Raw genomic sequence first — 13,362 nt, 5'->3', positions numbered from 1 at the left:
CAGCAGGACGGGGCCGACTCATCGTGTCGATCCCTACTCGGCAGCGAACGCGCTGACGTCGCCGACCAGGCGCGTGTTGTCGGCGGGAACCGGATCGACGGCGGCCTGAGCGACCTCAGCAGCGAACTCCGACACGTTGTAGAGCTTGCCTGCGGATTCGCGACGCTCGGCGATCGCACCGGGGTTCGCGCGCTCCAGCAGGGTGGCGGTGATGGTGCCCTCGATCATGTCGCCGGACACGACGGTGAAGCCGATGCCCTTCTCGGACAGAGCGGGGATCAGTTCGCGAAGCGCATCCTCGCCGGCGCGCTTGGACAACGCAACGGGCTCGTACTCGGGCATGGTCGGAGTGGTGCGGATGAAGTGCGCCTGGTGGCTGGTGACGAACACCACGCGCGCCCCCTCTCCGAGCAGCGGCGTCGCAGCGTTCAAGACGTTGAGCTGTGCGTCACGGTTCAGCGTGAGGGCGTAGTCCTCCGCCATGCCGGACTCCATGCCGCCGGATGCGTTCAGGACGAGCACGTCCAGGCGCCCGTACTCGGCGCGGATGGCGTCGAACATCTGTTCCACCGAGGCCGGATCGGTCAGGTCCGCGCCCACAACGAGTGCGCGACGACCGAGTTCGCGGAGCTGGCCGGCGAGCTTCTCCGCTCGGGGCGCCTTGTTGCGGAAGTTGATGACCACATCCGCTCCGGCTTCGGCGAGGTAGCGCACCGTGTCGGCGCCGATCCCCCGCGACGAACCGGTGACAAGTGCGACCTTGCCGTCGAGAGAACCTGCGGGAAGAACGTCGGACACAGTGACTCCTCTTGATGCGTGAAACGCCGCGATCACGCGGCGTTCCCACACTATCAAGCGTGGCCTCCGCGGCCCGGGGCGGGGCGGAGCGCACATGATAGGTTGACCGCAAAGGAGGCCGCATGGACAACTTCGCAACATTCGTGCAGTTCATCGACGAATGGGCATGGATCGGCTGGCTGATCCTGATCGCCGTCTTCCTCGTGATCGAGATGCTGACGCTGGATTTCACCTTCCTGATGCTGAGCTTCGGCAGCGCTCTCGGCCTGGTGACCGACCTGGTCGGGATCCCCGTCTGGGCCCAGGTGATCATCGCTGCCGCTGCCGCTGCGATCTTCATCCTCTTCTTGCGTCCGCCGTTGCTCAAGCGGCTCCGCCGCGGTGAAGACCCGACGAAGTCCAACGTCGACGCGCTGATCGACCTACGCGGCATCGCCCTGCACGACATCACCCAGATCTCCGGCCAGGTGAAGCTGAGCAACGGCGACACCTGGACCGCTCGCACTGTCACCTCCGTGCCGATCCCGCAGGGGTCCCCCATCGCCATCACCGCCATCAACGGCGCAACAGCCGTCGTCCGCCCCGTCAACGACTAGGAGAACTCCGTGAACGACTCTTCGTTCATTCCCACCGCCATCGGCTGGATCCTCGCGATCGCGGTGCTCATCTTCGTGGTGGTCACCCTGGCCCGCGCCATCCGCATCATTCCGCAGGCCACGGCCGGTGTGGTGGAGCGCCTGGGCCGCTATCACAAGACTCTCATGCCCGGACTGAACATCCTGGTCCCCTTCATCGACCGTCTCCGCCCCCTGATCGACATGCGCGAGCAGGTCGTGTCGTTCCCGCCGCAGCCGGTGATCACCGAGGACAACCTCGTGGTCTCGATCGACACGGTCGTCTACTTCCAGGTGACCGACGCGCGCGCCGCCACCTACGAGATCGCCAACTACCTGGGTGCGGTCGAGCAGCTGACCACGACCACGCTGCGTAACGTGGTCGGTGGCCTCAACCTCGAAGAAGCGCTCACGAGCCGCGACAACATCAACGGACAGCTCCGTGTCGTGCTGGATGAGGCGACCGGCAAGTGGGGCATCCGTGTGGGTCGCGTCGAACTGAAGGCGATCGACCCGCCCATCTCCATCCAGGATTCGATGGAGAAGCAGATGCGCGCCGAGCGTGACCGGCGAGCGGCGATCTTGACCGCCGAGGGGACGAAGCAGTCCGCGATCCTCGAGGCCGAGGGTTCCCGCCAGGCCGAGATCCTTCGCGCAGAGGGAGACAAGCAGGCCGCGGTGCTGCGTGCCCAGGGTGAAGCCGAGGCCATCCAGAACGTCTTCAGCGCGATCCACCAGGGCGCGCCGGACGACAAACTCCTCGCCTACCAGTACCTGCAGATGCTGCCGAAGATCAGCGAAGGCCAATCCAACAAGCTCTGGATCATCCCGAGCGAGCTGACCGAGGCGCTGAAGGGTATCGGGAGCGCATTCACCCCGAAGCCCGGACAGGGTCCGACGAACACCTCTCCCGGCGTGTGACGCACCCGTACTTCGAGAAGGCACGGTATCCCCGAGTCCTCGCTCACCGCGGTCTTGTGACTGCGGCGGGCGAGGACTCCGGCGTCTGGGAGAACTCCGCCGCCGCGTTCGCCGCCGCGCACGCCGCGGGGGCTGACTTCATCGAGACCGACTGTCAGGTCAGCGCCGACGGCGACGTGGTGCTCTTTCACGATGCGACGCTCGAACGGCTGACGGGTGACACCCGTGCCATCCGCGAGATTCGCACGCGAGAGCTTCAGAAGCTGTTCGCCGACCATGGCGGGCTGCTCACGGTCGCAGAGGCACTGCAGCTGTTCCCGGAGGTGCGCTTCAACATCGACGTGAAGACCGAGGAAGCAGTCGCTCCCCTCGGCCCCATCCTCGCGGACCAGGCGCATCGGGTGCTGGTCACCAGCTTCTCCGACATGCGACGCACGGCCACGATCGCATCTGTGCTGCGGGCCGGTGCCTCTCTGCGCCCGGCGACATCCGCGGGCAGCAGGACGATCGCGACGGTGCGCGGGATGTCCGCTGCGCGCGTCTCCCCCGCCAGAGCGCTGCGTGACGTCGATGCGCTCCAGATCCCGGAGAAGCAGGGCGTGCTCCGCGTGCTGACACCCGCGTTCCTACGCGCCGCGCATCGACTTGATGTCGAAGTGCACATCTGGACGGTCAACGACCCCGCCACGATGCAGCGACTGATCGCGGCGGGAGTCGACGGGATCGTCTCCGACCGTGCCGACGTCGCGATCAGCACGCTCCCCCGCCACGACCCGCCACGCCGCTCATAACCCGCCGCGCTGGGATTCCGCTGTGAATCCCGCCGGGATTCCGCCGACGTGGATGAAGCGCACAGGCTGGAGCGTTATACCTGACAGCGACGAGAGGACCACAAAATGGCAGATCGCAGCCTGCGCGGCATCCGACTCGGCGCCCAGAGCCTACAGAGCGAAGAGGGCGTCGTTTTCATGGAGCGCCGCGAGACCACCTACACCTGTGACACATGCGGTCACGTAACGAACCTGATGTTCTCGGCAGATGCAGAGCCGCCCCAGACCTGGGAGTGCCGGTCTTGCGGAGCCGACGCCCGCCTGAACATCGACGGCCAGGCCGTGACCCTCGAAGTCACGGACGAGAAGGCCGCGCGCACGCACTGGGACATGCTCCTGGAGCGTCGCACCCGTGCCGAGCTCGAAGAGCTCCTGGAGGAACGCCTCGCGTTCATCCGCGCCCGCCGCGGTGCCGGCGAGGATCCGACCAGGGAGAAGATCGGCGCTTAACGCGTCCGGGCGCGCCACCAACCGATGAGGAGAGCGCCCAGCCCGCCCCAGAGCAGCAACTGCTGCACCCAGGGGCCCAGCACGACACCAGCTGTGAGGCCGGTGCGGAGCTCGACATTCTCGAGCATCGCGCCGGCCTCGTCTGCGTCCAGACTGGTGACGGTGCTGCCGTCAGGGCGGATGATCTGGCTCGTGCCGACCGTCGAGATGTTGACGACGCTGCGCCCCGTCTCGATCGCCCGCATGCGGGCGAAGGCGAGCTGCTGCAGGTTCTCGTCGGTGCCGCGGAAGTCGGCGTTGTTCGTCTGGAACACGAGCACCTGAGCGCCCGCGTTCATGCTCTCGGTGATGACGTCGTCGTAGATCACGTCGAAGCAGATGGCGAGCCCGACCCCGACGCCGTCGATGTCGATGACGGGCGGATTCTCGCCGGGCGTGTACTCACGTTGGATGAGGCCGATCAGATCAGGGGCGAGCGCGTAGAAGAAGGGGCGATCCGGCACGTACTCGCCGAACGGCACCGGGTGCCGCTTGTCGTGCAGCTGCGTCGCTCCTCCGGCATCCGTCCACAGCATCGAGGTGTTGTAGTAGCGACCGCCTCGACCGGTGGCTGCGTTCGCCAGCAGAGGCGCTCCGATACGCGTGCTGATCAGCGTCATCCGTCTGGCCAGCGCCTCGTTCTGGAACGGATCGGTGTCGAGCGAGCCTTCCGGCCATACGAGCAGATCGACGTCCTCTCCGTAGAGGGGGGCGGTCGCATCCGTCTGCGCGTCGATGACCGAGAAGGGAGGCCGTTCATCGAAGTATCCGGTGGGACCATTGCCCTGCACGGCCGCGATCCGCATCGAACCGGAGACGGCGGTAGGGAACCCGGGAGTCAGGACCAGGATCGCGATGAGCCCGGCGGGGACGAGCAGCGCAACAGGGCGCCGCCAGAGGCGCAGCCGTACCGCCTCGATCATGATCGCCACCAGCAGCACCATGAGGAACCCGAGCCCGCTGACGCCGAGCCACGAAGACACCGGCGCGAGGGGGCTCTGCGCCTGGCTCATGCCGATACGCGCCCAGGGGAAGCCGCCATAGGGCCAGGAGCCCACGAACAGCTCCCGTCCGACCCACAGCGCCGCCAGGACCGCCGGCAGCAGCAGGAGCCGCCCCGCGGTGCCGGGGAACGCGCGGGGCAGCCAGCGATAGGCCAGGGCGACCGGCACGAGCGCCAGCGCCGTGAGGGCACCCTCCAGGACGCTGAGCGCCGCCCACGGTACCGGGCCGAGGTAGCGCGATGTCCACGACACCAGGAGCGCGAAGAAGAGGATGCCGTAGACGAGCCCGACCAGGAGCGCGCCCCCGAACCTTCGGCCGATAAGCGCGAGCAGCAGCAATGCGGTCGCGGGGAACGCGAAGATCCACACCGCCGCACCCGGGTAGGAGAGGTACATCAGCAGGCCGGAGACCGCCGCAGCGATCACGGCTGCCCACAACGGCAGGAGGGGGCGTGGGAGCGCGCGGGACTCGGACATCCGTCCTATTCTCACATCGAGGAATAGGCGACGATGCCACGGCGGACGCCGTCGAGCGCCAGGCGTGCCGTGCGGGCGAGGGCCCCGTCCTCCGCCACGATCGACAGCTGGTCGAGCAGATCGATCGTCTGCTTCGCCCACCTCACGAAGTCGCCTGCGGACATGTCGGCATCGACCAGCACCTGGTCGAGCATCCCTCCGCGCGCCCAGGCGTGCATGGGACCGGCCAGTCCGGCCGCCAGCGGCTCGGTCCCCGGCAGATGGTGGTCCTTCTCCAGATCGTCCAGCTCGGCCCACAGCGTGGTGGTCTTGTCGTAAGCGGCGCGGAACGAGCCTCGCGGCAGCCCCCGCTCCCCCAAGTTCGCTTCGTCGCGACGCGGCTCGTAGACCAGGCAACATGCCATCGCCGCCAGCGAAGGCGCATCCAGGCCCTTCCAGAGGTTCTGTCGCAGCGATTCGGCCACCAGGAGATCCCGATCGCCGTAGATCCGGCGCATCGTCCGTCCGTCTTCCGTGAGGACGGTATTCCCGTTCTCTTCGCTGAGATAGTCGAGGGTCTCCAGCACCTCCACGACGCGGTCGAAGACGCGGGCGACGGTGCCGGTGCGCGTCTCGATCTGGCGGCGGATACGGTCGGTCTGCCGCTTGAGCTTCCAGTAGCGCTCCGCCCAGCGTGCGTGCGCCTCGCGATCGGGGCAACGGTGGCAGGGGTGGCGCTGCATGCGTGTTCGCAGCGACTGGATCCGCTTCATCCGCTTCTCGCGGGAGGCCCGAGGAGCCTGGGTGTCCTGGCGGTTCTTCTTCTCGAGGTCGCTGAGTTCGCGTCGGATCGCCGCATACTCGGGGAAGTCACCGTGGTCACAGGCCATGGACTTCTCGTAGCCCGCCAGCGACCCCTCGGCTTCACGGACCTGTCGTGCGAGACCCACGACCGAGCGGTCGGCCTGGAACTGGGCGAAGGACGACTCGAGAATCTGTCGGGCGCGCGGCTTCCCGAACAGGTCGATCAGATTCACGGCCATGTTGTAGGTCGGCCGGAAGCTCGAGTTCAGCGGGTAGGTGCGTCGCGACGCGAGCGCGGCGACCGCTTGGGGGTCCATGCCCTCGGTCCACTGCACGACGGCGTGACCCTCCACGTCGATCCCTCGGCGTCCTGCGCGGCCGGTGAGCTGGGTGTACTCCCCCGAGGTGATCGCGACGCGGGCCTCGCCGTTGAACTTCTCCATCTTCTCGAGCACGACGGTCCGCGCCGGCATGTTGATACCCAACGCCAGCGTCTCGGTCGCGAAGACGGCCTTGACGAGCTTGCGCCGGAAGAGTTCCTCGACGACCTCCTTGAAAGCGGGGAGCAGCCCGGCGTGGTGCGCGGCAACCCCCCGTTCGAGGTTGTCGAGCCAGTCCCAATAGCCGAGGACGCCGAGGTCCTCCTCCTGCAGGGTGCGCGTGCGCTCCTCCACGAGGGCGCGGATCTCCGCACGTTCCTCCGTGGTCGTGAGCCGGATGCCGGAGCGCCGGACTTGCTGCACTGCGGCATCGCAGCCGACACGGCTGAAGATGAAGAAGATCGCGGGGAGCAGGTTCGCGCGCTCGAGGAGCCGCACGACATCCGGCCGGTCCATGCGCTCGATGCGTCGCACGTTCGCGGAGCGCACGGGGCGGCGGCCGCCGCGCTCGGGCCGCTTCGCCTGGCGTCCTGCGTGACGAGCGCTGACGTACGACTGCGCTCGTCGGTTGTTGTCGTACTGCGATCCGGTGAAGGATCTGATCCGCATCAGCTCCTGGTTGACCTGAGCGGTCGCGATGCCCGCGCGGTCGTCGAACAGCGGGAGCAGATCATCGCGCACGAGCACATGCTGCTCGAGGGGCACGGGGCGGATCTCGGAGACGATCACCTCGGTATCGCCCCGCACCGTGTCGAGCCAGTCTCCGAACTCCTCGGCATTCGAGACCGTGGCGCTCAGCGAGACCAGCCGCACGTGCTGCGGCAGGTGGATGATGACCTCTTCCCACACCGCGCCACGGAAGCGATCGGCGAGGTAGTGCACCTCGTCCATCACGACGTAGCGCAGGTCGCGAAGGGCCGCTGAGTCGGCGTAGATCATGTTTCGCAGCACCTCCGTGGTCATCACCACGATGCGTGCGTTGCCGTTGATGTTCGTGTCGCCTGTGAGGAGCCCGACGTGCTCGGCGCCGTAGACCTCGACGAGCTCACGGAACTTCTGGTTCGAGAGCGCCTTCATGGGCGTCGTGTAGAACGCCTTCTGATTCGGCGTCTGCATCGCGAGGTGGATCGCGAACTCGCCGACGATCGTCTTGCCTGCACCCGTCGGGGCGGCGACCAGCACGCTGCGTCCACGCTCGAGTGCGTGGCAGCCCGCCACCTGGAAGGGGTCGAGATCGAACTTCTGTCGCGCTGCGAACGCCACCGTCTCAGGATGGTCTGCCGCTTCGCGCGCTGCGGCGTACCGCTCCGAGGGCGAGCTCATACGGGGTCCGGCAGAATCCCGCTGGCCGCATCCCGCTTGTGCTTACGTCGGTCGAAGATGAGCGAGAGACCCGCCGCCGCGAAGAAGAGGACGATCAGGATTCCCGCGAGCATCAGCATGCTGACGACGTCGGCGGCCGGCGTCGCGAGCGCGGCGAACACCGTGGCGATGACGATGGCGACTCGCCATCCCTTGAGAATCGCGCGCCCCGACATGATGCCGGCCAGATTGAGCGCGACGAGGAACACCGGGAGAACGAACGAGATGCCGATCACGATCATCAGCTTGAAGATGAAGTCGTAATACTCCTTCGCCTGGTAGAAGTTCGTCCCGCCTTCCGGGGTGAAGCTCCACATCAACTCGATCACGTGCGGCATGATCATGATCCCGAGATAGCACCCGGCGAAGAAGAGCGGCACGGCGGCTACGACGAAGCCGATCGTGTAGCGGATCTCCTTGCGGGTGAGACCGGGCATGATGAATGCCCAGATCTGCCAGAGCCACACCGGGGCGGAGAGGAAGAGTCCGATCGAGAACGCGATGCGCATGCGCATGTCGAACGCGGCGGTGATCGTGCCGAAGTTCAGCGCGCTGAACTCATCGCCGCGCTTGTCGGCGATGATGCGGATCGGCTCCGTGATGAGGTGGATGACGGGGTCGGCGATGATGAACGCAACGACCATACCTACCAGCAGCGCCAATGCTGCAAGCATCAGACGCTTGCGAAGTTCGACGAGATGCGCACCGAGCGACATCCGTCGATCCCGGCCCGCCTTCAACTCCCGGGTCGGCTCGATGCCTACCACGAGAGGTCAGGCCCGGGGCGGGGTCTCAGGGGTGGTTCCCGAGTCCTTCACCGTGGTGGGATCGACTGCGACACTCTCCGCGCGGTCCGCGTCTTCTTCCTTCATGGCCTTCATCTCGCCTTTGAAGACGCGAGCCGACTGGCCCATGCTCTTCGCGAGGGCCGGGAGCTTCGCTGCGCCGAACAGGAGCAGGATGACAGCGAGCACGATCAGCAAGTGCCAGCCTTGCATTCCAGCAAACATGTGAATAATCCCGTCGTCGGTGGGCGATTCCTACCAGTCTACAGATCAATCCTCCGCATCGGGTTGGCGGTAGAGCGCGAGCCCTGATGCAGCCCACTCCCGGGCGGCGCTGCGTGCGATCGCAGGTTCCAGCACTTCCATGCGGCCGCCGAACCGCGCCGCGAGGCGTTTGACGCCACGTGGATCCGCGAGGTGCAGGTGTGCGGTGAGAGCACCGGCATCGGACTCGTGGTTCGTGGCGGTGAGGAAGTCCCCGAGCAGCGGCGCGAGTCGCTCTGGCAGGCGCACCGTCACCTCGCGCTCGTCTCCGAGGCTCGCGAACGCCTCGGGGAGCTGGTCTCCGGCATGTGTGATCGGGATGTCGGTCAGCTGCGGGTCGCTCACCCGGTCGAGGTGGAACGTGCGCATCGCCTGTCGCAGATGGCACCACCCCTGCAGGTACCACTGCGCATTGGTGATGAGGATCTGCACCGGATCCACGGTGCGAGTCGTCGGCTCCGCATCCGGCGCCTGATAGGTGAACGAGATGGCTCGACGGTCCTGCACACCGCGGGCCACCACCTCGCGGACCGCGTCGACGGCACCAGGGGCGACGACCACGTCAGCTGGCGCATCCGCCGCGCCACGTGAGAGCTTGGAGATCAGACCGGAGACGAGACCCGTGTCCGATACCGCGGGAACGGCGGCGACCATCTGCAGCCCGGCGAGCAACGCGGCTGCCTCGCGCGCGGTGAATCGCGGCACGCGGCGCAGCGCGACCTCGTTGGTGATCTCGATGATGTCCTCCTGGTCCAGCAGGTCCCAGTTGATGTCGAACATCTCCTGCGGTTGCTGCCAGAATCCGGACTCGCCGGGCAGGCCGATCACGGTGAGCTTCTCGACCATCGCGCGCATCTCGCGCGGAGAGACGTCGAACTCGCGGGCAGCCTCGGCCAGTGATACCTGGCCGTGCTCCAACAGATACGGGACGAGAGTGAGGTAGAGGCGCACGCGATCGGCCGCGAGCAGGGGCTTCGGCTGGGAGGTCATAGAGCGGTCCCCTCAGGGTGCGCCGCGACCACGGCCCGGAGACGCGCGATGACCTCGTCTCTGAGCGACGAGGGCTCGACCACGCGCACCTCAGGGCCATAGGACGCGAGCTCGTCGGCCAGGATGTGCAGATCCACGAACGGCACGACGATTCCCTGCGCCGCGGGACGCGCACGGCGCCCCAGCCGCAGCGCGGCCTCCGTACCGGGCGTGATCTCGAGAAGCGCTGAGTTCGCCTCCGCGACGCGGGTGAGTCCGCTGAGAGCGCGTTCCCCCGCCCCGTCCCGGAGCGAAGCATCGAACGTCGTCGAGCTCGTCACGACATCGCCGACGATCCTCCCGAGCAGAAAGGTGCGGTCCTCGTCGACGGTGACGTCGATGCCGAACACATGCCATCGCGCCTCGTAGTCGACGAGTGCGAGCGGCCGGATCGTGCGGCGTCGCGGAGCGTCCTCGCCCGGCTTGAGGTAGTCGAATGACACCACGCGACTCTTCTCGATCGCGGCCTGGAGCGCGGCGAAAGCGGGATCTTGAGCAGTGATGCGGGGAGCGAAACCGATGATCGGCTCATCCCCGTCGATACCGAGCGCGCGGATCTTGCGTACGCCCGCCTGAGCGTCGCCGGAGGCCGACTCCGCGCTCCAGACGCTCCCCGCAAGTCGGAGCACGGCGAGTTCGGCCGGGGTGAACTCGATGTCGCTCGGGAGATCGTACTCGGCCTGGGGAATGCGGTAGCGGGCTTCGCGGAGGTCATTCGGATCTGCCGCGTCGCCGATGGTCTCGATGGGGACCCCGAGAGAACGCAGCTCTTCCTTGTCGCGCTCGAACATCTTCTCCAGTGCGTCCGACCGCGTTCCCGCGCTCGCACGCTGCCGGTAGCCGGAGACGTTGTCGAGGATCTGCTGTTTGGTGAGCCCGATCTCCGTGGCCATCAGCGCCACGACGAGATTCGTCAGGCGCTCCTCCGCGGGTATCCGGGCAGCCATCACTGCGTGGCGGCCGGAGCGACGCCGAGGACGTCGACGACGTAGACGATGGCGGACGCCTGGTCGAGCCCCGGCACGACGACGAGAAGCTGAGAGCCCACCGGCGCACCGACCAGAGCCTTGCCGACCTCGGGAACGGCGGTACCGAGGTCGACACGCGGAGTCGTACCCCAGGTCGTGGTGACGATCGACTTGTCATCCCAGTTCACAGCGGTCACGTTCACGACCGGCGTCTGATCCGCGGTGAGCGCCGGTCCGTCGCCCTTGATCAGCGTCTGCACCGTGGTCTTCTCCGGTGCAGCGGTATCAGGGATGATGACACCGGGGGTGCCGTCGGGAGCCCGCACGACCGTGGGCATGCCTGCCCCGTCGTTGAACTGGAGCGTTCCCTCTGCCTTCGACGGGAAGACGTCGACCACGTCGATCACGAACACCACGTTGTCGTCGTCCTCGAGACCGATGCCGCTGAGGGATTTGGCGCCGAAAGCGTCAGGAGTCAGCCCGGCGACGATCCGCGAGCCTGCGGTGGCGCACTGGAGGACTTCCCCGAGCCCCGGAGACTGCTCAGACCAGGAGGCGGTCGTGGACAGACCGCGTTGGTTCTCGTCGTATGCCGTCGCGAAGACCTTCTTGCCCGTGTCTCCGCTGTACAGCGACAACTCGAGGGACACGACCTGGTTGGGGTTCTCGATCGCACGCCCGTCTCCGACCGTGAGGTCTGCATATACGGGCTCGGTGAGCGTGAGCGGCGAGAAGACAGTGACATCGGGAGCGGCACCCACGTCACCGGTGACCGTCACGGCATCCTTGATGCCATCACCGGCAGCAGCACGGTCGCAGGCGGCGCCGTTGAACGACGGCGCTGCGGTGCACCCGGTCAGGGCGAGGACGGCGAGGCTGAGAGTGGCCAGAACGGCGGACGTTTTACGCACGCGCTCCAGTCTATTCCGTCGGCTGGTCCGATTCGCGCGAAGTCGCCGCCAGGCGCGCCCCTTCGGCAGCTTTGGCCGCCTCTCTTGCGCGCTTGCGCAGGTTCTTGTCGTTGATCTCTCTGTCGCCGACGGCGCCGGGGGTCCACTGCTCGACGTCGTCGTCGCCGTAGCTGCTCTTCGACGCCCGTCGCTTCACGGACGGGGCGATCGCGCCGGGAGCGAGACGACGTGCGGTGATGAGGAAACCGGTGTGCGCGACCATGCGGTGATCGGGGCGCACGGCGAGTCCTTCGACATGCCAGCCGCGCACCATCGTCTCAGAGGCGTCCGGCTCGGTGAACAGACCGGTGGCCCGGATGTACTCGGCAACGCGAGACAGCTGCGTGGCGGTTGCGACGTAGCAGAGCACGACTCCGCCGGGCGTGAGCGCATCGGCCACGACATCGATGCACTCCCACGGCGCGAGCATGTCGAGCACGACGCGGTCGACGCTGCCGGGTTCGGCCTCGACGGGAAGCGCCTCGAGAAGGTTGCCGACGACCACGCGCCACGTGTCGGGGGTACCGCCGAAGAACGTCTCGACATTGCCGCGGGCCACATCCGCGAAGTCCTCGCGGCGCTCGAACGAGATCAGCTTCCCGTCCGAGCCGATCGCACGAAGCAGCGATAGCGACAGCGCTCCGGAGCCGACACCCGCCTCGACCACGGTAGCGCCGGGGAAGATGTCGGCCTGCATCACGATCTGCGCGGCGTCCTTCGGGTAGATGATCGCTGCGCCGCGCGGCATCGACATGGCGAAGTCGCGCAACAGAGGACGCAGGGCGAGGTACTCATGCCCCGAGCTGTTGGCCAGCACCGAACCGTCAGGCAGCCCGATCAGGTCGCGGTGCCGGAGCACACCCTGGTGCGTGTGCAGCTCGCCGTCCTGGCGAAGCGTGACGGTGTGCAGACGCCCCTTCGGACCGGTCAACTGCACCCGGTCGCCCTCCCGGAACGGGCCGCTGGGGCGCTGCGTGCGAGTTTCGGTCATCGGATGGCTCCGGTCGTGGTGTTCAGGCGGTCGAAGAGGTCGATCAGGTCGGCGGTGCTGCGCTTCTCCAGTGTCGGCCAGAGTTCATGCGCCCCGACGTCGTGGAGCGGGACGATGTGGGGTACGCCGAGCGTCACGGCCCCTGAAGCGAGGCCCGCGCGCAGACCGGTCGGCGAATCCTCGATCACGATCGCATCGGCGATGTCGATGTCGAGCAACGCAGCAGCCTGCAGGTAGGGCTCGGGGTGCGGCTTGGGGTTCTCGACGTCATCGCCGGCGACCACGAGGTCGAAGGCGTCGAAATCGATGAGTTCCACCACGCCGAGAGCCATGCGGCGCAGCGACATCGTCACCAGCGCGGTGGGAATGCCCGCCGCCTTGAGGTCTGCCAGCAGCTCCCTGGCACCCGGGCGGAAGGGCACACCCTGCGTGCGCAGCGCCTCTTGCACGGAGTCGGTGAGGAGCGAGATGATCGCCTCCGCCTCCATGTCGACGCCGGCGCCCTGCAGGATGATCGCGCTGTCGTTCAGGCCGTTGCCCACCAGCTGGAGTGCGTCGTCGTGGCTCCAAGAGCCGCCGAAGGATTCCACCAACGCTGTCTCAGCGTCCATCCAGTAGGGCTCGGTGTCGACGAGTGTTCCATCCATGTCCCAAAGGACTGCGCGGGGCTGTCTGCTCACTGAACCCATGCTAGCCCGGGCTGCCGCCCGCTTCCGG

Annotated in this window: 14 protein-coding genes; 4 read left to right on the top strand and 10 right to left on the bottom strand. The window is 67.1% G+C overall.

Annotated elements, in window-relative coordinates; all coding sequences use genetic code 11:
- Positions 1-33: 33 nt before the first annotated feature.
- Positions 34-798, bottom strand: coding sequence for an SDR family oxidoreductase (locus tag KZC51_RS11470; protein WP_247630097.1), 765 nt, complete (start codon positions 796-798; stop codon positions 34-36).
- A gap of 122 nt (positions 799-920) precedes the next feature.
- Here KZC51_RS11470 and KZC51_RS11465 point away from each other — a divergent pair, with 122 nt between their 5' ends.
- The 4 genes from KZC51_RS11465 to KZC51_RS11450 all read left to right on the top strand — a co-directional run bounded on the left by KZC51_RS11465 (position 921) and on the right by KZC51_RS11450 (position 3,613).
- Entirely contained in the window at positions 921-1,394 is a 474-nt protein-coding gene (locus KZC51_RS11465; protein ID WP_247630096.1) for an NfeD family protein, read from the top strand.
- 9 nt (positions 1,395-1,403) lie between these two features.
- On the top strand, positions 1,404-2,333 hold the full coding sequence (locus KZC51_RS11460; RefSeq protein WP_247630095.1) for an SPFH domain-containing protein: 930 nt from the start codon (positions 1,404-1,406) through the stop codon (positions 2,331-2,333).
- Entirely contained in the window at positions 2,330-3,124 is a 795-nt protein-coding gene (locus KZC51_RS11455) for a glycerophosphodiester phosphodiesterase family protein (protein ID WP_247630094.1), read from the top strand. The genes KZC51_RS11460 and KZC51_RS11455 overlap by 4 nt, the downstream gene beginning before the upstream one ends.
- A gap of 105 nt (positions 3,125-3,229) precedes the next feature.
- Positions 3,230-3,613, top strand: coding sequence for an RNA polymerase-binding protein RbpA (locus KZC51_RS11450; protein ID WP_141872034.1), 384 nt, complete (start codon positions 3,230-3,232; stop codon positions 3,611-3,613).
- On the opposite strand, the gene lnt is transcribed toward KZC51_RS11450, so the two are convergent.
- Genes lnt through KZC51_RS11405 form a run of 9 tightly spaced genes read right to left on the bottom strand, consistent with a single transcriptional unit; the run spans position 3,610 to position 13,334 of the window.
- The gene (gene lnt, locus KZC51_RS11445; RefSeq protein ID WP_247630093.1) at positions 3,610-5,133 is read right to left on the bottom strand and encodes an apolipoprotein N-acyltransferase; all 1,524 of its coding nucleotides are present in this window, start codon (positions 5,131-5,133) and stop codon (positions 3,610-3,612) included. The two genes, KZC51_RS11450 and lnt, sit on opposite strands and share 4 nt — an antisense overlap.
- An 11-nt stretch (positions 5,134-5,144) precedes the next feature.
- Positions 5,145-7,619 carry a DEAD/DEAH box helicase gene (locus KZC51_RS11440; RefSeq protein ID WP_247630092.1) on the bottom strand — a complete coding sequence of 825 codons (2,475 nt, stop codon included), beginning with the start codon at positions 7,617-7,619 and terminating at the stop codon, positions 5,145-5,147.
- The gene (tatC, locus tag KZC51_RS11435) at positions 7,616-8,374 is read right to left on the bottom strand and encodes a twin-arginine translocase subunit TatC (protein WP_247630091.1); all 759 of its coding nucleotides are present in this window, start codon (positions 8,372-8,374) and stop codon (positions 7,616-7,618) included. Before tatC ends, KZC51_RS11440 begins: the two co-directional genes overlap by 4 nt.
- Before the next feature lie 57 nt (positions 8,375-8,431).
- Complete coding sequence (tatA, locus tag KZC51_RS11430; protein ID WP_247630090.1) at positions 8,432-8,668, bottom strand: twin-arginine translocase TatA/TatE family subunit; 237 nt, start codon at positions 8,666-8,668, stop codon at positions 8,432-8,434.
- Between the two features lie 45 nt (positions 8,669-8,713).
- Positions 8,714-9,697 carry a helix-turn-helix transcriptional regulator gene (locus tag KZC51_RS11425; RefSeq protein WP_247630089.1) on the bottom strand — a complete coding sequence of 328 codons (984 nt, stop codon included), beginning with the start codon at positions 9,695-9,697 and terminating at the stop codon, positions 8,714-8,716.
- Positions 9,694-10,683 (bottom strand): helix-turn-helix transcriptional regulator, encoded by a 990-nt coding sequence (locus KZC51_RS11420; RefSeq protein ID WP_247630088.1) that lies wholly within the window; start codon positions 10,681-10,683, stop codon positions 9,694-9,696. Before KZC51_RS11420 ends, KZC51_RS11425 begins: the two co-directional genes overlap by 4 nt.
- Positions 10,683-11,615, bottom strand: coding sequence for an FKBP-type peptidyl-prolyl cis-trans isomerase (locus tag KZC51_RS11415; protein WP_247630087.1), 933 nt, complete (start codon positions 11,613-11,615; stop codon positions 10,683-10,685). The genes KZC51_RS11420 and KZC51_RS11415 overlap by 1 nt, the downstream gene beginning before the upstream one ends.
- Before the next feature lie 10 nt (positions 11,616-11,625).
- Positions 11,626-12,645, bottom strand: a complete 1,020-nt coding sequence (locus KZC51_RS11410; protein ID WP_247630086.1) for a tRNA (adenine-N1)-methyltransferase — start codon at positions 12,643-12,645, stop codon at positions 11,626-11,628.
- Positions 12,642-13,334 (bottom strand): HAD family hydrolase, encoded by a 693-nt coding sequence (locus KZC51_RS11405; protein ID WP_281731745.1) that lies wholly within the window; start codon positions 13,332-13,334, stop codon positions 12,642-12,644. The genes KZC51_RS11410 and KZC51_RS11405 overlap by 4 nt, the downstream gene beginning before the upstream one ends.
- Positions 13,335-13,362 lie beyond the last annotated feature (28 nt).

This window comes from Microbacterium croceum, from assembly GCF_023091245.1.
In the GTDB taxonomy this organism is placed as follows: Bacteria; Actinomycetota; Actinomycetes; order Actinomycetales; family Microbacteriaceae; genus Microbacterium; species Microbacterium croceum.
The sequence above is the reverse complement of the archived record's forward strand: the minus strand, read 5'-3'. Positions and strand labels throughout refer to the sequence as shown.